The following is a 22,961-nucleotide window of genomic DNA, read 5'->3' on the forward strand; positions in this document are numbered from 1 at the left end:
ATTTTTTAGCTCGGTGTGTCTTGGCCGCGAACTAGGATACACCTTGTTTTTTCTCTTTATTGTTTTATTTTACCATCCTTCTCCTTTTTAAATTTTTACATTTTTTAATTACAACCTTTTCCATAAATTAACACTTTATTGCCTTGCATACGCCATTCCACATGATTCACCAGGCTAATCACATCCATAATACTTTTAAAAGAATCTTTCATTGAAAAAGTGGTTGTTATTAGGCAATTCTTCGTTTTCTCCTCCTTAAAAACGATCTCTTTTCCAAATCTGGCTCCTAAGATATTGGTAAGACGAAGCAGGGGTTGATTTTCGATATGAAAACTATCCGATGACCATGCGGTAGCAGCTGAGGCGTCAATTGGAAAATCACACAGGGTGTTGTTTACATAAACCGCTTGCCTATTCGGTGTAAGCACAGCAGAATGATCTGATGATGTTACGCGCACCTTCCCCCGCAAGAGTATTACATGTTCATTATCTCCAACGGTATTGACACTGAATGCTGTACCTAAGACTTGGGTTGTCAGATGCTTGGTTTGCACCAGAAAAGGGCGATTTGCATCCAACACAACATCGAAAAAAGCTTCGCCCTCCACTTGCAATGTGCGTTTTTCCGAAAAAGCCTCATGATACCGCAATACGCTCCCCTTTTTCAGTATTACCAGACTCCCATCGGGCAGACTAACATATTCCAAGTTATGCCGCGCCTGCACAGTAACATCCCATTCCGAATCGCTGTAAAACTGATATAAAACATACGTAGCCATTAGCAGCAGCGCCATGCAAGCCGCTGCAAACCACGGCAAATAAGAAGTATGTTTTTTACGGGGAAGCTTTTTAAGCGTACGGTCAATGCGCTTTAAGCTTTCTTCAGTAAGTGTTTTATCCTTCGTCTGCCGTTCTGTTTCCCATAACGCTTCGAATAAGCTTTCAAACCGCTCTTTATTATTCGGATTATCTAAAAGCTCGAAAAACTCTATTTCCTCCTCCTCATTCAATCTATTGCCAATATATTTGGCAAAAAGTTCATTTAGCCGATCTGTGTTCATTTGCTTGTATGACAAAGCTGAACATGGTACTGTACCATGCAGCAACTTTAATTTTTGATTAACTTTTGATTAAGAAATAGTACGTTAGCTGCTAGGTTGGCAGCGCTATTTGGAATTATTTATTGATCAGAAGACCAATCAACAAAAAACAGGCATGTTCTGTTAGCAGTTTTCTTATTTTCCCGTAAGATTTTGTCAGTTGATTTCTCACGGTATAAGGCGATAGATCCAGAAATTGACCAATTTCATCCACCGTCATCCCTTTTTCGGTTTTCAGTTTAAAAATAAGCTTACGTTGCGGGGGCAATTGGTCTACAAGTTCATGAACGAGCAGGCTTAATTCTTTTTCGTGAATCTGGTCTTCCAAGTCGCAAATCTGCTTTTGGTTATCTGCATAGTCCTGTTCCCTCAATCGTCTTGCAGCGTGCTCTTTTAGTTTATTATAAGCATGATTTCTACCCATCGTATACAACCATGCAGATAATGATTCTACATGAGCAAAATCTGCCGCTCGTTCCCATATTTTTAAAAATACATCTTGCGTAATCTCTTCTGCCACCATGCCTGACTTAACCAGCTTAAAAACAAAATTGAATACAAGGGGCTCGTACGTAAGCATCAAGTGTCTAAAAGCTTTGACATTGCCGGTCGCAATTTGGTTCAATAACTGCTTATCAGATGCATTTTTTAGCCCATTCGGAAACATATGATATAAGTTGATCTTGTATCAGCAAAGCTACCATTCGCATATTATCTAAATATTAATTCTTGTATTTCCAACCAGGTAAAAAAGACTCAGTTATATATTGGTTTTCTGACAGGTTTTGTATCGGTACAAGCATAAGGTGAATCGGATTTTTTAAGAAAACACAGAAAATACGCGCCGAAAAAAGCCGTGAAAGTGATAGAATCAGCCAAAACACCTGGAATCATGGAAAATTTACAAGTCAAATTGCAAAGAAAGTTACAAGCTGAAAAAAGAAGGCTGTGCTAAATTTACTTTCAGACCAATTGATAGGATTATGAAAACAGAAAAGATCATTTACCTACTCAGCTCGCTGCTAGCCATGCTATTTTTCTACGCCGTGGTTAGCAAAATGGTAAACTATCAGGAAAGTTTACGCGAAATGCGCAATCAGGTGTTTCCGATTACTGTGGCCGATATACTGGTGTGGTTGATTCCATCCATCGAGCTTGGCGTCGTTTGCTGCCTTATTTATAAACCTTTCAGGCGTGTGGGCCTATGGCTTGGATTATCCCTCCTAAGTTCGTTCTCTATCTATGTCCTGTTAGGTGTAAACGAGGTGTTTGATCGAGTGCCTTGCAGCTGTGGGGGCATACTCTGGAAGAATAGCAGCTACTGGGATCAATTTTGGTTCAATATGCTATTTATAGTCATGGCAGTTATCGCTTTATGGTTGCACTACCTAACCGATCGAAGAAGAGGGGGTGCACAGCCTCATCAACAGATCAGGAAGGAGGATAGCGTCAAACTTGCCTGAAGAGATAAAGCAGGGATGGCTTCCCCTGCACATTCAAAATGGAGACATACCCCAAAGATAGGAGCCTTGGAAAATCGAAGGGGCAGGTAATGTGCTCGTACCTGAGGAATTCAGCACATGTTAACCGGTTAAATTTAAATATGATGAAAAAAGTATTTAGAAAACTGAATGCGTTAGCGTTAGTAGGTTCTTTGGTTGCCGGTGGTGTTGCTTACGCTGCCAATGTTAATCAAGACGAGCCCAACGTTTATTTCGATTCTTCAGACTCACAATGGAAGGACCTGGCAGGTATGGAAGAGGGTACAGACTATCTTTGTGATATGGAAATCAATCAATCTTGCGTTGGACACCGTGCTAACCCAACTGCCCCGGTTACCAATATCGAACCAGGGCAGTTTACTCCTTTGAATTAGCAAACGAGCGATAACTGTCAGCAGGGCTCTCTAATAGGAAGAGCCCTGTTTTTTTATCGTGGATTTTGTTCAATACCACCCAATTCGAGCTCATCCATTGCAATGGGAAAAACACAACGAGGATCGCCCGGGCTTAAAAGATATTCTACGCCTTGGTAATTTCTCTTTAAGGTAGTCTTAAACATTTCCTCCTGATTGAGCCTACGGAGATCAGACCAACGGGTTCCCCTCGTAAGCAGCTCTTTGCGCCTTTCCGATAAGATCATTTGCAAGACCTCGCCCTCATCCAAATCTGTTGGAACGTTGTAAATGCGATCCTTCTTCCATCTCGTTCTCATCAATTGCGTCAAATCATCTCGTGCTTCCGCGGTACGCCCTGTTCTTGCATAACATTCCGCTCGGATGAGATATAGTTCATCCGTGGCCAAACCGGTAAAGATAAATAAAGCACTTCCTCCATAAGAACCTTTGAACCGTCCGTTATTAAAGAAAATAAGCTTTCTTAAATCGTTGTCATCATATAGATCGTACAAATCTTCTACAACTCTGGTATTCGCTGAATTAAAAAATGTGTTGGTGATCCGGTCTGTGTAATAGATAATCTCTTTATTATAAACAGAACGCCCGGATGGGAAAGGGCTTGCGGCTACCGTATCCAATGTATTAAAATCCATTAGATCGTTCTGAAAAGACAGCGCCTTATCAGCAGCGTGAAGCGCTGTTTCATAATCAGCCATGGATAAGGTTATCCGAGCTAGCAAAGCCCACGCTGCCGCCTTTGTTGGCCTCGTTTTAGGTTCAACAGTAATAGGTAATAAAAGTTCCGCCTGTTGGAGATCATCGATCATCAGCTGGTAAGTATCTTGCAAAGATGCCCGGTTTGGATGACTATTTACATCGGCACTCGTCCTAAGCGGCAAACCTAAGTCACTAGCTGCCCTTTCCGCATGATAAGGAGGCGTAAACTCCTGTGCCAAGTTGTAGTAGGCATAGGCTCGGCAAAAGAGCGCGGTACCGCGCAATCTGTCCATGTAACGTTGATCGGGATTCCCTTTTATTTTTTCCAGGCCTTCTAAAACGATATTGGCATAAAAAACCTGTTCGTACATCCTGTTCCAATCCGTACTTGTAGCTCCCTCATAAATATCGTCTTGCCATAGATAAATATTTCGCGACAAATTTGCCAGGGATGGAATGCCATTTTCCGTCACGTAAAAATCGCCATCTGCTATCTGATTCATAAAAGGAGACACGCCAAATACATTGAAACTATTATCTAAAATCGCCTGAAAATTCTCCAGACTAGACGGCACCACTAAGGATTTGTTTGGCTTTTTATCCAAAAATTCTTTGGTACAGGATGTGTTCAAGAGCATCGCAACCGCGAGCAATCGTATTATTCTTTCCATAATTTCACTCATTAAAAATCAATTTTAACACCCAAAGCAATTGTCCGCATTGGAGGTGAGGCAACCCTGGCATAATCCGGATCCAGTTTCGTATCCGTTGCCTTCCATAGAATCCCGATATTATTGGCATATACATACAATTGAGCACTGCTAACAGGCAGTCGAGGCATGGTGGCCTTTGTTAGCCGATAGCTTAAATTGATATCCTGCAAACGAATATGGTCTGCCTTATCTACCAAAATTGCGGAGTTTGTGTAAAAAGTGTTGCGGCTTTGGATCGGCTCATCCGGCATGGAAGGAACTTGGGTAAATTGTTCATCTCCAGCCTGCCTCCATCTGTTTTCATAATCTCCATGTCCTCCATAACCCAATAGCAGCGCATTGTAGTCAATAGAGGCCCTTCGAAAATAATATTTGAACCGATAGGAAATATTGACTGAAATACTCCATGCACCGTAAGAGAAGGTATTACGGAACGCACCAAATAGGCGCGGTCTACCGGCGCCCAGATAAACTAAGTTCTGCGGAGTAGCCGCAGCTAAGATTGCCGAGTAGTCTTGATTGGACTCGCCATTCAGAACACCCAAAGGATCGCCCGTTGATGCATCCAAACCGGCCCATTGATAGGCATAAATCGCCGAAAGTGGCCTACCTTCCATCGGTGCAATAATATAATCATCCAAATAGGACGCTACAGAAAAAGACTGTTTATAATTGGTTACCTTCTCTCCAATAACACTGAACAATAAATTATTGTCCCACTTTAATTTCCTATCCAGTATCTGCGCATTGATCACCAGATCCAGTCCATCGCCTTTCGTATCCGCATAATTTCCGGTAAAGGAAACAATACCTGATGATGGAGCATAAGGCCTCACGCCAATCAAGTCCATACCATCCTTCTTAAAATATTCGATGCTACCGTTCAGGCGGTTGTTGCCGCTACCAAAATCTAAACCAAAGTTCACCACACGTACCCGTTCCCAGCGTAAATCAGGATTAGGCGGATTAAGAATGGTTGCATAAGGCAACCTGGTATTCGGGTCGTTACTGCTATATCGCGCCGTTACGAAGGCAGACATAGACTTATCGATATTTCCATTGTAACCAAAAGTGGCCCGTAACTTTAAGTACGGAACCGATTTAAACCGATAAAAGTCTTCATCACTTAACAACCAACTTAAACCCAAGGAATAAAGCGGAACCCCTTTATTATTTGTTTCTACGCCAAACAAATTACTCTGGTCCAATCGGCCGCTTGCAGAGAGCGTATACTTATTTCGCAGTGTGTAAGATAAATTGCTATAATACGATAGAAAACGATCGGTCAATTCCCGCTGACTATCCACATTCGGTATCCGGAGATTCGTTTGGCCCGGATTCACATAAGAGGTATAGCTCCCCGTATAATCCACCGCAGCACTCGTTGCATATTCATCATTATAACCATAAAGCCTGTGTACGCCAACGACTGTACCCTGATCGCGCATTTCAACACCGGCAAGGCCGTTTATTTCATGCGCATCATTCCATTTATGTGCCGCATTCAACTGGAGCCGCAAGCTGTGCGTTTTCTGTTGGCTGGCTGTCTGATCCAAAATCCCGCCTAGGGGAATGGGCCGTTCTACACCGGCAGTACGTACGATAGAATAGCGATTGATCAAATTACGAACCGCATAAGCCTCTTGGGGCTGTAAGTTTCGCTGATCTGTTGCCGTTTTGGCATATTGATAAAAAGCCGATAGGCTAATTGCTTTCGAGAACTTGTAATTGAGGTTGCTGTTAATGCGATAGTCAGTGATGCGGCTACTATTATCTGCAAAGCTCAGTTCATCCAGCGGTCGGTATTGCCAATCCAACAAACCATCGCGCAGGGCATTATCAACAAAAGACGATCGATAATCCTTTACAACCGCCAAATGGTTCCCTTGATCGTCGCTAAGCCGTGCATATGGATATAGATCGATCTGCGAGCCATAGGCAGAAGTCATATTGACCGATGAAAAGCCATTTGTTTCCCTGCCACTTTCCGAAAAATAGATATCCGAGGTCAGCTCCAAACGTTTATCAAAAAACAGGTAGGTATTTTTTGCATTCAGCGAAACCCGACGATAGGCATTGCCCACCAAAGTTTCCAGATTACGGTCATAACCCACAGAAAAGTAAAAACGCTGGTTCTCACTCCCCCCATTTAAGTTAATGGCATACTGCTGGTTAAAAGCATTTCGGTTAAGAAAACGATCATAATCATTCCGTACATCCTGCCACTTTAACTGCTCTATCTCCGCCTCTTTGCCTCCCGCTATTAACATCTCTACCACCGGCGTCAATGCATAGTTGTTAAGCGATTGCTCCGCATCTGTATAATAACCACGAGCGAACAGCAATTTTTCCACCTCAATATAATCTGCGGTAGAAATTTTAGGCTGGTAGAACTGATCAGGCTTTGCCGCAACCGTTATATTGGTATTAAAAGAAACGTTGGTTTTGCGGTTGAACCCCCCTCTCTTCGTCGTGATGACAATGACCCCATTACCGGCTCTGGCCCCCCAGATGGATGCCGCCGCTGCATCTTTTAATATTGTAATGCTCTCTACATCGTTGGGATTAATTGTATTAAAATCGCCTTCATAAGGGAAATTATCAATCACAATCAGCGGTTCCGTTTTAGCATTGATGGTACTTTGCCCCCTGATGGTAATAGGTGGATTCCCGCTGGCAATTGGCCCGCGATCAAAAATAAGCCCCGGCGTAACATCCTCTATCCTACTGAGGATGTCTGTACTGACCCGTCTATTTAATAAGCTATTATCCAATTGCACGAAAGAACCCGTGGCCCGTTCCTTAGGAAGCAATTGATAACCTGTATTTATCTCCACCGCAGCCAATTCACTGATCGCCGGTTCCAGTTTAACCCGCAGGGTATCTTGCATACCGTCGCCTATCTCAATCACCTGATCCAAATAGCCCAGATGCGAGATAACAAGCATACGCTCTTGGTTGTTTATTACTAACCTGAAAAAGCCGTTTGCGTCTGTACGTGTACCTTGCCTAGTGCCCCTTAGCCAGATAGAAGCCTGATCAATCGCCTTGCCATTGATGGCATCTTCCACAAGGCCGTGCACAACTACTTGAGCCCAAAGCAAAGTGTTCGTCATCATACAACATGATAACATCAAAAAAATCTTCATCACATTCATGGTAATAGGTTTGGTTTATTGTTTTAAAACAGAGTCACTAATTTCCAGCACTTTTATATTACGTTTCACTTCTTTTAAGGCCAGATCATATTTGGCAAGCTCACGGTTCAGCTCGTCCACTTTGGACAGGTTGCAATCCAAGGTGAGCGTCACGAAATCCCTGTACCCTGTTTCATCAATCACCGGTGTGGGCAACATTTGTAAAGAAAAAATATTAAGGTCATCAATGAGGTTTGATAGCGGCCCGTTATTGATGGAATAGACCAATTTGGTACTTTCCAACCCTTGCCCAGACTTTGCTTTCAACTTATCTATGTTGGATGTGCGCACCAGGGCTAAACAGCGCATTTTCTTTTTCTTCAAACGTGCACGGTACTGTGGAAATAAACGCGCTAAATCCGCTTGCATCATCCGGTAAAAGCGGCTATTCAACGTAGGCGAAACTTTCAGCTCATAGCAATACGCATATTTCATACGCCATTGCTTAAAGCTTTCCCCCTCTCCGGGCATGATCGGCTCGGACTCTTTTACCCTTAATAAAACACGGTTATCGCCAATGTAATCATACCTTTCTCCGTATGCAAAAGCGTAAATTTTATACAGCGGCATATTGGAAAGCGTTATCTTATCACCGTTTACCGAATCAATCTTTAAATGATAACCCGAAATACCCGGTGTATACTTCGCCAGCTGTGAAATATATTGCAACTCGTCACCTGCTCCCCCATTACCATCAATAAAAAGCGGTTTGGCATAATCTACCTTTACCCGTTTCTCATCGATCTTGAGCGGCAGCTTCACGTTTTTTCCATTCAATACCGATTCGATATTAGACTGATTTACTTCCCGAAAGGCTGTAATGGCCCGCACCCGCCCTTTATAAATCCAAACGTAATGCGGTAAGTAAACATGTGGAAAAGCCCGGTATAAGAAATTCTTACCATTAACTAATGGTATATGGAACTGTTGCATTAAGCGCTGTTCCAGTTTGGCTATAAAAGGCAATACCTGTTCCTCCTTTTGAGATGAGCAGGAGATAAATTGCACCTGCTTGCTAAAAGTCTTTTGCAGGGAATCCATTTTAGGAATCATCGCTATACAGGGAGTGCACCACGTAGCCCAAAAATCAAGAATAATGAGCTTGCTTCTATAATCATTAAGCGTTACCGTAGTACTTCCCTCCTGCCCTGCTTTCACCATTTGCAAAGGCATCTGCCAAAAGGCTTCCGGAATGGTGTCTCCGATTTGTAACGGCCTAATAGAATCCGTGGATAAAGCCACGCCGTGGGCAGCCTCCGGGGAGGAGGACTGCCGGGCGTGTGCCAAACAAACACAGAACAAGATCTTTAGGGTTATAAGGTATAAGGTGTAAGGTTTAAGGACGCGCGAGGCCTTGCCACTATGCGTCACTGCGAGGAGTTTACGACGTTGCAGTCTCCCCCACCTCATCACCTTAATCCTATTCCCGTCGATATTTCTACCGCAACGAGTAAATCTATACGCGAATTTCCAGCACTTTTTTATGCAAATTTTAGTGGTAAAAAACCACCAAAAAACACCCTCAACACTTCTCAAACCCCATTTTCCTGTAACTCGCGAGTTACAGGTGATTTTTTCACTATTTTTTTGTACACGCAATGTTCGTAGCAGGAAACTGCTCATACTGGAAAAAACTGGCCTCCAAAATTTCGGATAGCATAGGCTAAGCAGTTGCTGTAACCTACATAGAAATTTTGCAGCCAGGAGTTTTTGGGTACCTTTTTGCGGAAAAAAGGTACAAGAAGTATTCATCACTAATTGCTCATCATTCATCGTTAGTGAACTCTTGCACGCCGTACTTACTATTTTATTTATTCTAGAGATGGCTTGAACTGATAGTTTCCCAACAGCACACACCGCTCCCATTAAGCGTAAAAATGCTTTCATTTTGGTCGATTTAATTCGATTTAGGTTTGAAAAATTTTAAAAAAACCGACCCATGTCACTAACAAGGCACAAATTATTTGCTGGTTTGAAAGAAAGCCACTATCTTTAGAGGTAATTGCAATAACCAAAAGATCTGACCTACTCCAAGCCTAAGCGAACAATCGTTTTCTTATTGGAATAGGATCGGTGACAGACTGAGATATGGCTTTTTATAGCCTGCTTCGGGTTGAGCTTCTTTGCTTCTTCCCTATGCTATCCACAGCCTGTTTATCTTTTGATCCACCTATTCAGGTGAAGCGATGATGTTCTTTAAAGGTGATTGAAGGGATTTGGGATGTACTCGTAAGGCGCCATTCTGGATGACGGACCACACAAGTAATTTGTGATTTAAGTAACTAGTCGGTTTGGTTTTTTTCGTTTTCATAATTCCTGATTTTATGGAAACGATGTCAAAAAACTTTGGACCTTTTTACCTATAGAAACCAATAGGGCGGCTCCAATGCTTTTTTGATTGAGGGATAACCGCCAAGCTAACCCTTGCACAAATCTACTCGAGATTTACGCTTTGCCTTCAAAAAAGACTAACATGAAGTCCGCCTCTATCGGTAATATATCATCAAAGATAACATATCCAATAGAATCTGGCGAACTCACGGTCTTCTCGTAGGCAATTTGGCGGTTTTCTCAAACGAGGGAGACATCGTTAAAGTAGAATCTTCTACTGTTTACTGTCGCGTTTTACTAATGCAAATATACAAAGTTGACTTTAAAAGTCAACTAAAAAATGAAATTATTTATAGAAATGAAATTGAACCGTTTAGCAGAGGTTTTTGAAGAACTCGGGGTAGAGAACAATGATATAGTAAAATTTTTAAAAGTTAAGAAAGAGACGGTATCTAGATGGGTTAATAATCATCAACAACCGTCGTTAACAACCTTTGCTCAAATTGCGGAGTATTTGCGTGTTGACATAAGAGAGCTTTTCTATCCTAGCGATTGGAGCAGCAGCACAGTTGAAGCGTTTAAATCAAAAAAAGTAAGGGATTAGAACAAGTCGACATGGAAATGGTTGAGTAAATGATGTTCTAGCTACATTGTCGAAAAATGCAAAGCCCAATGCGAAAAAATGGACTATGGACGACAAAATATTGATGGTTACAAATAACCGCAAGCATGATCGCAGCAGTAAGGTCTACGTAAACAGCAAGTGATGGCAATGTCTTAAGAATACAATCAAAGCTGATGGACAAAACTAAAGTAATAAGAACGGTAACCTTGATAAAAAGTTTAGGATTTTATAACAAGAAATTCAAAAAGAAAAAGGAGTTTACGATCCCGCTCACTAGTAATGGGTTAATACTATTAACCCACGTTAAGCCAGTAGCGAACGGTATAGACATCACAGGTGTAACTGAAATCAAAGAGATATTATATATCGATGAAGAGGTAGAGCATGGATTGTTAGATGGTGATATCGCGGTATTTCTCCAAATGGAGATCGGTGGCGAATTATCTTTTTTGATACATACCAGAAGAAAAATGAGAATGCTGATTTACGAAAAAATTGACAACCGTCGAGCTCGGTTAAAGAAAATTAAAAAATTAAAAGAGGGCACTATTAAAAAGACTTCATAAATGTAACTAATTTTACTACTTCATCTAAAAGGCAACCTTTATTATGTACTATACTCTTTTAGTCGTTTCGATTTACTTAGGCGTCATTGCCTTAGTCATCTACCTCTTTTATCGTATCATTGACAATTGGATAAATCGTTCGTAGAGAACAAAATGTACTTCTTGCGAAGCCGTGGTCGAGCGATAAGAGTAAATAAGTGATGAAGTTAATGCTATTTTATCTGGGAAGAAAAATCGTCTTTTCCAATGACCTCGTTTTATGTATGGACTTCATAAAGCATAACTTTTTAATGCTTTTGAAATTTAGTGAACACAGCCATTATGGATCTAGACAAATGTTTATCAGGAATATAAGTAAGCATTCTAAATATCACAAAAAATAAATATGGATGAACAAATTTTGAAAATAACAATAGCTCTCTTGTCTAGCGGTGTTGTAATTTTAGGAACTTGGCTTAAAATTTATCACGATAAACTGAGAGACATTAAAGCAAAGCTTTCTGACAAAAAATATCAAACATATTATGAATTGTTAGCTATACTCTTTGATCTAATTAATCAAACTAAAAAACTACAATCAATTTCAGAAGAAGAAGTGTTACTCAGGATAATGAATGTGAAGAGGGATTTGATACTTTATGGAAATGACAAAATCATTAAAAAATTCTTTGAGTGGGAAGACAATCAGTTAAAAACAGGTTATAGATTGTGGAATTGGGCAGAATTAGCAGCTTTGGCTCGTAGAGATATGGGCAACAAAAGAACAACAATTAATGCAGATGAGATTTTGAGATCCCTATTCGTTAAGAAACAAGATTATTTGGATTTTAAGAAAGAATATATTTTAGGCAAATGATAGCGCTGCTATCCTTCATTATTCTCACATAGATCAATTATATTTAGTAGCTTATAGAAGAAGTACCAAGTAAGAAATTTAGCAGTTTAACAATAGGAACAATCAATGAAAGTATACAAATATAGAAGCGTTGCAACAAATATTTTAGATAGAGATATCAAAACGTTCAGTGCAAACCAATTTTTCGCCCCGAAATTTGAAACCTTAAATGATCCTTTTGAAGCGACGTTTAATGAATTGCTTTCAAATACTTTAGCCCAGTGGAAAAACCTTACTCTAGCTTCGTATGATTTAGAACAACGGCTTCAAGATGTCTTTAAATACAAAGATAAGGTAGGTATTTTCTCTTTATCAAAAACATATGATAGCACCCAAATGTGGGCATATTACGCTAGCGACCATGAGGGTTACTGTATTGAATATGATTTGCAAAAGTTAAAGGATCTAACAAAAAACAAAGATTTTTCAAAAGAACTAGATGTTCAGTATTCAGATCACATACCTACTTTAGAATATAAAGATCTAAAGGACGGAGCAATATATCAAAAGATGTTTGGCATGAAAACATTACTTTGGAAGCATGAACAAGAAATTCGGTTAATTTTCGATCATTCTTCATTAAAAAATCATCACCCCTCAGCTATAACTGCAGTGTATTTTGGCACCAAAGCAAATAATGAATTAATAAAGTTATTCCAAGATCACTTTGCTAACAGAGATATATGCTTTTACAAAATGATATTAAATAAATCGAAACGACAAATGGAAAGGGTACTACATCGAGAGCTCAAAAGAAAAGCATCGTACGATTTATCGAAAACAAATTTCAGCGTGATAAAACATCAGGACAATGCGGTGGTTGAAAACTATTATATCCACATGAAAGATGACTTATCGCAAAACGAGTTGCTAAATTTTGCCAAAGCATTCAAAGGAAAGTATTGCTACAAACCCAGTAATCTAAACTTTTTTAATACATCAGAGATAGCCGATTTAATTGGGCGATATCCTCTAAATGAAGAAGATTACATTAAATATGCAGAAGCGTATACAGCAGCTGTAGATTTTTCCTCTGATGAATTCATTAGCGAATTTCCATATAAAGATTTTCGTTACAAGGAATTGAAAAACCACTCTTAATACTGCATATAAGTATTCTGGTACAAATTGGAGTTTTCCCCATTGCTGGCACACGACAACAAAATAATGAAGATGTTCTGCTTCTTAAGCACAAGTCCTTATTTTTACTGCAATTACCTGAATCTAAATGAAAAAAACAGACGGCACATTACCCGAATGGATAGCAAAACAAGCATCTTTGGGACCAAATATTAGCGTAGAAGGTAAACAGACTGAAAGAAACTCTTTTTGGTATTTACTTAACATATGCTGCCCATTGATTTTTGAGCGTTATGCTATCGTACTCCATCCATTCTGGATTAACCGCAATCTTAAAAAATTGCCTAACCTGGAACATCCAAAGAATGCGCACAACAAAAGCTTCGAACGAATATCATGACCAGATTTTTTCACGATGTATCGTTATCCTTTTGACCTGCAATCAGCAAATAGGAATATGGAGTTGATCCATAAAGCTTTCTGTTCACACCAACACGCTTCAACTCGCTTTCGAAATAGTCCAGCCTCTCTTTAAGATCTTCGAACCTTGAATCGCAGTAAGCCGGGTTGCCCGAATGGAAAAGCCCTTCCAGCACAAGATTCTCCAATGAAAGCAGCTCTTTCAGGTCAAGACCTGCTTCCCCGATCTTCTGCAGATAGGATTTCACTGTGTTCTTACTGATAGAAAGGTTACGCGCTATGAATCCTAAATAAACCAAAAAACCCTAGAGGGGTCGACTTGCTCCGGAACGATGGCCGAAAAGTCTGGGGGCAACATGGTCCGGAATGGGACACTCCTTCGAATCTAAAGGGGTCAGTATGTGCCAGATTGACATGCGCTCAGTCCATTTAAACGAACTTCAGCTCTCGATTTACTAACGGATTATGGGGGGGGCAATTTCTTCCGGAATACTCAAACGGGGCATGTTGGTCGTCCACTTCCACAATGCAAAATATTAGGACGGGTAATAGAAGTGATCTCACTCACGCTATCAAATTCTTCTGTAGGCTTACCAAACTTGAATCGAGTCCGCAAGCAAAGGTGAAACTTTAAACCTTTACATCAGTATTACGCTGTTACCGTAAACGGAGGATTGATAAATAAAATTAGTCGAGAAAAAAGTTTATCTTTAATAGGCAGGAAAGACCGACTGCAATAAACTCCATTAGCTATTTAACCGAACACAATCCATGATAGTTTACTGAATGGATATTGATAAATGGATAGATGTTTTTTCAAAATCTGTTATACAAGTTTCTACTTTTTGATGTTTCACAAAAAGTGCCTCCTTTCTGAATATTTCTCTGTAATAAAATGACCCATAAAAACTTTTAAGCACAAACTCAATAAACATGCTAGGAGAAAGCAAATTAGAAACGGCTATTCTACAATTCTGATACTGCCCAAAGGTAACATGCGAATGTGGATGAATAGATTCAAAATCTTCCGGTTGTTTATTCTTATTTACCTCTGGATCATAATCAAACCTTACAGGAACCGGTAGTATATTTTTTCTTAAAATATCTGCATATAATTCGTCGTCATCATAACGTGAAGGGCTATCTTGAAAAGTCGCTAAATGCGGGGACGGAAAATATGCCAATCGGTGCCTAAGAATAGAGTCTTCCTTTATATTAAACATATAATTTAACTGCAACAGCCCTCCATCAATCAGTTTTATATTATAGTTGTATTGTTGATCTAGTGTATCATATATTTCCCTAAATGAAATATTTCTTTGAGAAATACTCATATCAAAATCTTTATCAGTGACATACAGAATACCTGTTTCAATATTTAAGGAAGGAAAGTTCTGAGAGACGGACAGATTACGACCGATCAGAAATGACGTAATATCCTCAATTTGTTTAAGATAAGATTTTGCAAGTGTCATAGCAAGCTCCTTAGTTGCTCCAATAAATCTCGAGGCAAATCTTCTCTTTTAATCAACCCGTTTTGCAAATCGTTAACAATATCTTTGAGATTATTATTGTTTCTCTCAACCGAACGGCGTTCGTCGTCAGACATATCCCTATTTACTATTTTAAGGATTTTTCTCTTTTCTTCGTTTGGATAAACGAAATCGAGTCTAAAATTATTCCGTTTTACTTTTTCATATTCATTTTTCAACTCAACCATGTTAATCCCATATCCACAAACACGAACCCAAGCTTTACTTCTTGTCATTGCAGTAAATAATATATTCCTTTTTCTAGATAATTCCATTCCGGCATAGCAGAATTGCGCATTAATTATATATACCATAGCAGCTTCATTACCTTTTGCTCTATTTATGCCAGTAAACGTAATATATTTATCTGAGTAGAATATATCCGGAGAAGAGGTTACGCCTGCAAGTTCTGAGTTTATTCCTTTATCAAAAAGAGCTTGTCTAAAAACGCCTACAACAGACTTGGTTGTTAAAGGGTTTGGATTAATCACAATTATATCATCAAGTTTTAATTCATCTTGCGTAATATTTTTCCATATTTCTTCAACGATATATTTTACTTGTGTCTCATTATTTTCGAAAACTTCAAATCGAAGAATATCATCAATTGGGGAATGCTCAGATAGAAATTCGGGACTTGTTCGATTCGTTCTTTCTAGCACAACTCTTTTGTCATCAGCAAGTTCTCCATCTTTTATATCATATCCTATATCTCGCCACAAGTAGGCCTGATCGAACATCTGAACCAATTCAGGATCTCTGTAAATACCAAAACCTAATGCATGGGCAGTAGTCAAAATTTCTTTAGGATTTCTATAACATTTATATAGAATAATATCTTTTTTAGGTTTACCTTCCTCATTTTTTAAATCAACTAATGGCCTGCCCGTCTCGTCATCGAGACCAAATAGCGATTCCGGAGAAAGCATTTGCTTATCATTTAGGTTTTGTAATTCGTCATAGGCGTATACTAATCTCTTGTTCTTTGTTAACAATTTATAACATATTCTTAAAAAGTCCGGAGAAAAATCTTGAGCCTCATCTACAACAATCAAATCATATTTTTCTTTTACAGATTTAACAGTTTCCAAAGCTTCTTTGCAGACAATATCAAATTCTTCTCCATACCTAGGTGCTATTCCTCTTGCATCTTCATAATCTCTGTAAACAACCTTATTTTCCATGCAGAAATTGTAATAGATACCTGGGTTTTTCGGGCTACTTCCCCAAGCGTGAATTATATGTATTTTGTTCCAATCCGGTTCATGATTCTGATGTGAGTAGCTAAAATTAGTTATAAATTTTTCAAATTGTCCCTTTAATGATCTAGTATTAAAAGTAACTGCGATATTCCATTCAGGGTTTTTGGCATGCAAATATGCAACCTTTAATGCTAAAACAATAGATTTCCCAGAGCCGGCCAGCCCCCGAATTCGTTGTACTCCATCTACAGTTTCAATCACGGCTTCACTTTGTGCAGAATCTAAATTAGCGATAGACGCCTCTAGTCTAGATAATATACCTCCTCGTGAGTCAACGGATTTTACATAATTTCTGTTTTTCGTCTTACTTATTGAAGTGATAGACTGAATAATAGATAAGATTGGTTTGTAATAACTTTCAAGATCGTACTCATAATTTTCAATAAAGCTAATTAACTCCGATTTACTAGTAAAGAGCAAATAATCGCCATTGGTCTTACCTGCTGCATAGGTGGGCGCGAATGATGCTGTTACAATATCGAATGCTATTTTTCTTCTATTTACAACTTCTTTGTGCTGAAGCATCTTAGATGAAAATTTTTGGTAATTTTCATCTTGAATCTCTTCATAATCTATTCCTTTTTTAGGATCTTCAATTAAATTAAAAAGTATCACTCCCTTAGTCGGCGAAACCAAGAGAGCATCAATTTGGAAGCCTCCCTCAGATGTGCCAATTATTGGGTAACCGATGTAGAGGGATCCATCAAAATTCTCCTTTATCTGCTCAAAAGCGTCAATCAACAAGCTCGTCGCTGCAGGTTTAGATTTCAAATCCCCTCTTATGATATTTAGCATAATTTTATCTATCAATCAAGTAAAGATAGCTTTTGTCGAATATTTAGCAAAGAATTAAACCAATTATTTTGCAAAAGACTGGATTTAAACATTGTTAACATTTTTGATATTATCGTCTATGCGAAGAATTACTCAGATTGTAAGCGGTATATCAGACGAGATCATGCTTAACAATATTTTTGAAATCCAAACTATCTTGCAATAAAAATCTTCTACCATAACGGAATATGCTATATCAACATCTCACAAGTAATTTCGAAGCCAAGTCTACCACAGCGAGTTTTACAGAACTGCTACATTTTAAAATTTGGAACAAGAAAATAATATCCAATATAGACATGAAAAATTCTGTCCACATTTCTATGGTACGAGAAAAAATTCTTTATTAAATGCGCCTTAGATATCTATGAGAAGTTATAAAGGCTTATATTAGTGATATGAATAATAAAAAGCTTGTCAATATGAATGATATTGAAACATGGCCAAAAGAAGTGCTTTCTTATTGGATTCAGAAAAAGACTATTTTAAGAAATATTTGAACGATGAAACATCGTATCAAGAAAAACATCAATTGGCCAATGAAAAACAAGTCAAATTCAAAAACTGTAATAGAGGAAATGAAAAAATACACTTGTAGGGGTAGTTTCAGGTTCGCCATTGAAGATAACATTTCTCATGTCTGTGATGCACCTGCAAAACATGGCGGAATTTATATCATCCATGCATATAGCAATAACAAACCAAGATTAGTGTATATAGGAAGTTCTGGTAAAAAAATTGTGGCTACAGGCCTATTTAAAGAGAGAAAGGATGGTATATGGGGCAGAATTGTAAGGGGAACGCAGCGAATAGCAGGGTCAAAAAGCAAAGAACGTCGGTGTAAGTTTTGGGTAAAAGAGATGGATAATGGTGGAGTTGACTTTTTAGAATTTGATTGGTTTGTTCTTCATGATAAAAAGGCTTTTTTCGATTGTCCAGAAACCGTGGAGAAGTCTTTAATATCTAAATATAACCCCTCTTGGAATATTAAGCATAATTCGAAAGTTGCGATTTTCGATGTCATGTAATGATGATTCAATATGGAGAATAAATTTCATTAGGCTGTCAAACACGCAAAAGGCCGGCATTGCTAATAACCTTGTTGACATTATGCAAAATGATGCTCCCATAACAAGCGAAACTAGAGGTTTTATCTGTAATTGGATTCCCACTGGCCCCGATGAGAAACGAAAAGCTTTTTATGATATTTGGGACTTAGTTTTAAAAAACTACCTTCCAACAACGAGGCCAATTTTGTTCCGATCGTGTAAAAGAAAAAACATCAATGGTAAAATTGCAAGTTTTACCGGACGATTAGAATGTGCAAGAAGATTTAATAATGGCAATGGGTCACTGTTAATTTGTGATACCGGCGAGCTGCTAGAATTTGAAGCTAAATACAATAAACGGGGTTTTTATAAGCATACATTTTTTCCACTCGTTGATGTATTAATAAAAGCGAAAAATGATGAAGGGTGGGGCTTTACTGAAAGATTTTTAAGTGACTACATAGGCGAACACGAATACATAATGAGGGTAAACCAGGCTAATGTCCGCAGTTTTAAATGGGCATGAGAGTCTGGGGTAACAAATCTCAAAAAACGATGCCTTTCGCCGTGCTTATCCGTTATATCCATATAATAACTGTCCCTGAAATAAAAAACCATGTAACGGGTAAGGTTACGTTCCTTTCAAGCTCTATCGAGATACACGCTGTGAAGTAAGAGAGTAACCTTTAACTTATCCGAAAGCAGTCGATCTGGTAGATATAATTTTCAAAGTCAAATTGGAAGTTCAATACCTCTTTTAGCCGCCTCCCCTCCTCTTCAAAAATAATATAAGGGTTGTACATCAAAGGATCATCCGCTTTTGGTTTAAAAACAGCTTTCAGAGATTCAAGCGATACTCCATCTAAAACAAACTCGCCTTTTAATTCCTCCGTATGCTTATCAAACCAGCTGATAACTCTTTCTATTTTCATGTTAACCAAATTTTTCGATTGAAAAAAAGCGGACCGTTAATTTCATTAAGTGAAGCAATTTACGGTTTCCTGTAAAAAATTGAACAGCCGAATATCTAATTTTAAAAGTGTGAAAATTATTTGGCAAATCGCACAGAATTTCTCTATATTAGAGTGAAACAACTATTAAACCAAATCTTAATTTAATCAGATAGCGGACTAAACGAAAAACAGGCGATCATTCGAAGAAATCAATGGAGAGACTTATGGCCATCTGAGATTTGCGAATGGATCCATGATATTAACGGAGAAACAGCAATCTGCACTAAATGTGGAATAGATGTCGTTTTGAGTTTCAAATATCTTATTAAAGATAATAGATTTTTGTTGAATGTTATATTGCCAACAAACAATGAGACACCTAAAAGGAAAGAAACGTGTATAAATTTTACTCAATTATATCAACCACATTGATAGTGTTGATAATCGTACTTGGAGGTATAAAATTTGATTCAAGTGTTTCAGAGTGGTTATCTTCACTTTCAACCTTTGCAACACTCATGGTAGCTGTATATGCACTCTTTCAATGGAAGGAGCAAAAACAGTATGATGTGCAAGTTGAAGCGTTGTCAGTACTTCGCGTCTCAGCCGATGTCGTTAGGAATCTGCGCAATCCAATCTCTTCCTCGGGTGAAATAAATGAAAAATTCTTTAATGCGATGAACACCGAGCTGGAGCAAGGCAAAATGTCTCAAAACGTAATACACGAAATTTATGTATTTCAGTCTAGAATGCTACGACATGAGGAAGATCTTAAAAGAGTATATCAGATGAAGGAACGACTCTGGGCCACTTTCGGAGACAATCACTATCTAACAAATTCCTTTGAAACAATCGCGAAACGGATAAAGGATATTAACAACGCATACCATAAATATGCGATTGCTAATCAAATGAAAGATAATTTGGACAAGGATATGGTCAGAACGGAACTGGCAAATGCTAGGAAAATTATGTATGGAATGTCAGGTGATGAGATTTCGAAAGAACTAGATGATATCATTTCCAAGGCAGATTCATTAAAAAAAAGAAAACCTACGTTGTTTTAATAAATTCAGCTTAATGTCTTTCTTGGACTAGCGCAGCGAATTTTAAATCGCTCTTGCCCAATTTAGTTACCTTGTTATTAATTTATATTTAAGAATGAACGATGCAAGAAGCGAATGTATTTAAAGGATATCCTCACCACAACTCCCTCTGCGGTTTATCTTCAGTGAGACCACTTCGTCCAACTTTTGGTTCATTTAGGATCATCGTCAAATGAAAAATTCAACAGGTATAGAATTGATGTAAAACGAAACACTAAAATAATAATCACTTTGTAAGTTTTATTATTCTTTTTAATATTAAATAGCGGTACCAATTGACAACAGAGTAAATAAAAATGAGAACCAGCATTGTAACGAGTAGAAATTCCGGAAATCGATCGGAAAAAGTTTTTTGAGATTTAGGGATTTGATAGAAATCTGTATAAGCGTATTTAACGTGAACTGAATCTCTAATAGAATAACGTCGGGACGTATCTAGCGAGTTCTGTTTAAGAAGGTTATTTACCAATTTATTTGCCTCGTCCTGATACTGTTGATATTGATTAGCCGACGTGTCGTATTTAATTTTTAAAAAATCTATGTATGCTTCGTAGAAAAGTAACTTGTTTTTATCAGAATTTATATTTTTAAAAACATTTAATGCGCTGTCTAGGTGGCTCCTGCTTTTTTCAATCTGGCTGACATAAGTCGTTTTTATTTCTTCCTCCCTTTTATCCTTCAGGGAATCGATATCAATACGTTTACCCCCCAGAAAAAAAGTGCTATTAACTATGAGCGGTTCCTCGTAGATTACAGTGTCTATCATCCCGTCTTTATCGAAATCGTATTTAAATTCCAATGTTTTTATTTTTGAGATTTCTGTCGACCGAACATCAGAATCTTTATGATTAACATAAAGAACAGTAGTCTCTTTATCATTTTCTTCCTCATCGCAATTATAAGACACGAATATAATGTTATCTCTCTTTAAAAAAAGCCAATAACGCCAATACACCTTATCTTCATCAACCGTCACAGAATAGGCCTTTCCATTTAACAAGGTAACGGTAACATTTTCATATTTATCAGATAGATAATCTTTAAGCTCTTCTAACACATCTACCTCTTTCCCCTTTTCTATATAAAGAAAGTTGTAATGCTCCAATACCCTTTGCCGACTCGTAAATAGTCGCGACCCCTTCTTCTTGATACACCTCCCATTCTGCCGGTATCATTACACCAATATCATCACCAAAACAAAATAGCTTATTCATATTATTGTGTCATATTTCCCATCTTCATTGGAAGACATATACTGTCCTTACGTTAAAAACTCGTTCTGATATATTATCTGCTTTTATCGGATCTGGATTGCATTAACAATGCAATAAAAAATACAATAGCAGCCAATACCCCTATTACCAAAATATAAAGGATTACATCTGCTAAATAATTTTTGAAGTACATCTTAGTAATTAATGCAAGTATCATCACCGCCAAAGTGTAGTTAGAAACCCTATTCCAAAAAATTTTCCTTTTCATAAACAATAGCAAGAGAATCACTAAAGTGACAAAATATAGGGACACATAATGCTATCCACCACTAAATTGGCCGTGACAGGTTCATGATATTCTTCAATAGTATAACGATCCAATGTATCGGTGGTAGTGGTAATAATGCTGTTCATTTCGGTTTAGTCCTTTATAGTTGTGAGTTGCCAGTTGCGAGTGCCCACTTTGCAAATTTATATTGATTATATGTTGTTCGTTTTGGCTTGATTAAATTTTCCAGTTTAGTTCTACTAAGTTATAAATTAAATGATATTTCACAAAACATATGAAAACTTAGGAAAGCCTTCCTTCCTAGCCTGCCGACCAATTAGCTGGTGTTATCAGAGTGTTAATCTATTGGCAAGCATATAAATAATGTTTGCAATGAATGCTAGTTGATAAAGGTTCAGTTATCGCAAAATTTGCAACAGCCGTAGTAGAGGCTATCATGTAGATTATTACAATTCGGAGGTTACTATTTCCGTTGTAATTCCAAAATTGCTACCTGATTATAGTTTAAGCTTTTTTCGGGATCGTGTAGTCTTGCTCATACCGATCTATAAAAAAGTAAGTGAGTGACGTAAATACAAGACTAAATAAAGCTGCCAAACCGGGATAGAGCAAATTGACATACCAGGGATCTGCCACAAATAGATTCATTACAAAGCAACCCAACATAACAATGTAGAACATAAACAATACGAACAGCGTAAGAAATTTCCTGTAAAAGGTATAATTTCTACCCGCTTTCCGCTCGTAATCTTTGATCAATTGGAAAGGCAATAAAAGGAAAATCAAGCAAACAAAATAAAGTAGAAAAAAGACCCCATAGTCATAAATAGAAGTTAAGTATTCATAAAATGATGCGAACCGTTGTCCGTTCGTTTCATATTTACCCGATATCAGCGCTTTGAAAATACCTTGTAAAGCGCCCACATGCAATACGATGGGTGACAATAAAGCCAAAAGCAGATTTAATGTTATTTTTCTTAAAGTCATGTAAAAGAACTTTATCCGATCCGGGCAATCTCACTTAATATCCCCCCTTTCACAAATGGTCTTACAGTACAATTAGCCGTCATAGATGGTAGTTGATTTACCAAAGAAACTGCTTAATTATTACTAAAACATTATGCTGTTGTTACTTTTAGGAAGAAAGGAATCGTAGCAGAACAAGAATCAACACTTCAAGT

Annotated in this window: 24 protein-coding genes; 10 read left to right on the forward strand and 14 right to left on the reverse strand. The window is 38.1% G+C overall.

Annotation, left to right across the window (positions count from 1 at the left end; translation table 11 throughout):
* Positions 1–104: 104 nt before the first annotated feature.
* Together FKG96_RS22255 and FKG96_RS22260 are read right to left on the reverse strand one after the other, a co-directional pair.
* Complete coding sequence (locus FKG96_RS22255; RefSeq protein ID WP_149106123.1) at positions 105–1,061, reverse strand: FecR family protein; 957 nt, start codon at positions 1,059–1,061, stop codon at positions 105–107.
* A gap of 115 nt (positions 1,062–1,176) precedes the next feature.
* The gene (locus tag FKG96_RS22260; protein WP_149106124.1) at positions 1,177–1,767 is read right to left on the reverse strand and encodes an RNA polymerase sigma factor; all 591 of its coding nucleotides are present in this window, start codon (positions 1,765–1,767) and stop codon (positions 1,177–1,179) included.
* A gap of 316 nt (positions 1,768–2,083) precedes the next feature.
* Between FKG96_RS22260 and FKG96_RS22265 the strand changes: the two genes are divergently transcribed.
* Together FKG96_RS22265 and FKG96_RS22270 are read left to right on the forward strand one after the other, a co-directional pair.
* Entirely contained in the window at positions 2,084–2,563 is a 480-nt protein-coding gene (locus FKG96_RS22265; RefSeq protein ID WP_149106125.1) for a MauE/DoxX family redox-associated membrane protein, read from the forward strand.
* A gap of 140 nt (positions 2,564–2,703) precedes the next feature.
* Complete coding sequence (locus FKG96_RS22270; RefSeq protein ID WP_149106126.1) at positions 2,704–2,976, forward strand: hypothetical protein; 273 nt, start codon at positions 2,704–2,706, stop codon at positions 2,974–2,976.
* Positions 2,977–3,029: 53 nt separating this feature from the next.
* Here FKG96_RS22270 and FKG96_RS22275 read toward each other — a convergent pair whose 3' ends face one another.
* From FKG96_RS22275 to FKG96_RS26835, 4 genes are all read right to left on the reverse strand, one after another.
* On the reverse strand, positions 3,030–4,385 hold the full coding sequence (locus tag FKG96_RS22275) for a RagB/SusD family nutrient uptake outer membrane protein (protein WP_168204591.1): 1,356 nt from the start codon (positions 4,383–4,385) through the stop codon (positions 3,030–3,032).
* Positions 4,386–4,396: 11 nt separating this feature from the next.
* A complete protein-coding gene (locus tag FKG96_RS22280) occupies positions 4,397–7,546 on the reverse strand; it encodes a SusC/RagA family TonB-linked outer membrane protein (RefSeq protein WP_168204592.1) in 3,150 nt (1,049 codons plus the stop codon).
* A 54-nt stretch (positions 7,547–7,600) separates the two neighbouring features.
* Positions 7,601–9,034: a TlpA disulfide reductase family protein gene (locus FKG96_RS22285; RefSeq protein WP_168204593.1), complete on the reverse strand. Its 1,434-nt coding sequence runs from the start codon at positions 9,032–9,034 to the stop codon at positions 7,601–7,603.
* Positions 9,035–9,794: 760 nt separating this feature from the next.
* Positions 9,795–9,935 (reverse strand): hypothetical protein, encoded by a 141-nt coding sequence (locus FKG96_RS26835; protein WP_168204594.1) that lies wholly within the window; start codon positions 9,933–9,935, stop codon positions 9,795–9,797.
* A gap of 360 nt (positions 9,936–10,295) precedes the next feature.
* On the opposite strand from FKG96_RS26835, the gene FKG96_RS22290 reads away from it, so the two are divergent.
* The 5 genes from FKG96_RS22290 (at position 10,296) to FKG96_RS22310 (ending at position 13,521) form a co-directional block, all read left to right on the forward strand.
* Entirely contained in the window at positions 10,296–10,559 is a 264-nt protein-coding gene (locus FKG96_RS22290; protein WP_149106130.1) for a helix-turn-helix transcriptional regulator, read from the forward strand.
* A 194-nt stretch (positions 10,560–10,753) separates the two neighbouring features.
* Positions 10,754–11,146 carry a hypothetical protein gene (locus FKG96_RS22295; RefSeq protein ID WP_149106131.1) on the forward strand — a complete coding sequence of 131 codons (393 nt, stop codon included), beginning with the start codon at positions 10,754–10,756 and terminating at the stop codon, positions 11,144–11,146.
* Between the two features lie 385 nt (positions 11,147–11,531).
* Positions 11,532–12,002: a hypothetical protein gene (locus FKG96_RS22300; protein ID WP_149106132.1), complete on the forward strand. Its 471-nt coding sequence runs from the start codon at positions 11,532–11,534 to the stop codon at positions 12,000–12,002.
* A gap of 105 nt (positions 12,003–12,107) precedes the next feature.
* Positions 12,108–13,142, forward strand: a complete 1,035-nt coding sequence (locus FKG96_RS22305) for a DUF2971 domain-containing protein (protein WP_149106133.1) — start codon at positions 12,108–12,110, stop codon at positions 13,140–13,142.
* Positions 13,143–13,269: 127 nt separating this feature from the next.
* A complete protein-coding gene (locus FKG96_RS22310) occupies positions 13,270–13,521 on the forward strand; it encodes a hypothetical protein (RefSeq protein ID WP_149106134.1) in 252 nt (83 codons plus the stop codon).
* A 10-nt stretch (positions 13,522–13,531) separates the two neighbouring features.
* Here the strand turns inward: FKG96_RS22310 and FKG96_RS22315 are convergent, their stop codons facing one another.
* From FKG96_RS22315 to FKG96_RS22325, 3 genes are all read right to left on the reverse strand, one after another.
* A complete protein-coding gene (locus FKG96_RS22315) occupies positions 13,532–13,789 on the reverse strand; it encodes a hypothetical protein (RefSeq protein WP_149106135.1) in 258 nt (85 codons plus the stop codon).
* A gap of 531 nt (positions 13,790–14,320) precedes the next feature.
* Positions 14,321–15,016, reverse strand: a complete 696-nt coding sequence (locus tag FKG96_RS22320; protein WP_149106136.1) for a DUF2290 domain-containing protein — start codon at positions 15,014–15,016, stop codon at positions 14,321–14,323.
* Positions 15,013–17,130, reverse strand: a complete 2,118-nt coding sequence (locus FKG96_RS22325; RefSeq protein WP_149106137.1) for a DEAD/DEAH box helicase — start codon at positions 17,128–17,130, stop codon at positions 15,013–15,015. The genes FKG96_RS22320 and FKG96_RS22325 overlap by 4 nt, the downstream gene beginning before the upstream one ends.
* 542 nt (positions 17,131–17,672) lie before the next feature.
* Between FKG96_RS22325 and FKG96_RS22330 the strand changes: the two genes are divergently transcribed.
* Together FKG96_RS22330 and FKG96_RS22335 are read left to right on the forward strand one after the other, a co-directional pair.
* Entirely contained in the window at positions 17,673–18,197 is a 525-nt protein-coding gene (locus tag FKG96_RS22330; RefSeq protein ID WP_149106138.1) for a hypothetical protein, read from the forward strand.
* 82 nt (positions 18,198–18,279) lie between these two features.
* Positions 18,280–18,744: a hypothetical protein gene (locus FKG96_RS22335; RefSeq protein ID WP_149106139.1), complete on the forward strand. Its 465-nt coding sequence runs from the start codon at positions 18,280–18,282 to the stop codon at positions 18,742–18,744.
* A 160-nt stretch (positions 18,745–18,904) separates the two neighbouring features.
* On the opposite strand, the gene FKG96_RS22340 is transcribed toward FKG96_RS22335, so the two are convergent.
* The gene (locus tag FKG96_RS22340) at positions 18,905–19,150 is read right to left on the reverse strand and encodes a hypothetical protein (RefSeq protein ID WP_149106140.1); all 246 of its coding nucleotides are present in this window, start codon (positions 19,148–19,150) and stop codon (positions 18,905–18,907) included.
* A gap of 455 nt (positions 19,151–19,605) precedes the next feature.
* On the opposite strand from FKG96_RS22340, the gene FKG96_RS22345 reads away from it, so the two are divergent.
* The gene (locus tag FKG96_RS22345) at positions 19,606–20,238 is read left to right on the forward strand and encodes a hypothetical protein (protein ID WP_149106141.1); all 633 of its coding nucleotides are present in this window, start codon (positions 19,606–19,608) and stop codon (positions 20,236–20,238) included.
* A gap of 265 nt (positions 20,239–20,503) precedes the next feature.
* Here FKG96_RS22345 and FKG96_RS22350 read toward each other — a convergent pair whose 3' ends face one another.
* The 4 genes from FKG96_RS22350 to FKG96_RS22355 form a co-directional block, all read right to left on the reverse strand.
* A complete protein-coding gene (locus FKG96_RS22350) occupies positions 20,504–21,334 on the reverse strand; it encodes a hypothetical protein (RefSeq protein WP_149106142.1) in 831 nt (276 codons plus the stop codon).
* Entirely contained in the window at positions 21,318–21,491 is a 174-nt protein-coding gene (locus FKG96_RS26840; RefSeq protein WP_168204595.1) for a hypothetical protein, read from the reverse strand. The genes FKG96_RS22350 and FKG96_RS26840 overlap by 17 nt, the downstream gene beginning before the upstream one ends.
* 288 nt (positions 21,492–21,779) lie before the next feature.
* On the reverse strand, positions 21,780–21,905 hold the full coding sequence (locus tag FKG96_RS27115; protein ID WP_256377667.1) for a hypothetical protein: 126 nt from the start codon (positions 21,903–21,905) through the stop codon (positions 21,780–21,782).
* Between the two features lie 379 nt (positions 21,906–22,284).
* The gene (locus FKG96_RS22355) at positions 22,285–22,767 is read right to left on the reverse strand and encodes a hypothetical protein (protein WP_149106143.1); all 483 of its coding nucleotides are present in this window, start codon (positions 22,765–22,767) and stop codon (positions 22,285–22,287) included.
* Positions 22,768–22,961: the final 194 nt, after the last annotated feature.

This window comes from Olivibacter sp. LS-1, from assembly GCF_008245145.1.
Taxonomy (GTDB): domain Bacteria; phylum Bacteroidota; class Bacteroidia; order Sphingobacteriales; family Sphingobacteriaceae; genus Olivibacter; species Olivibacter oleidegradans.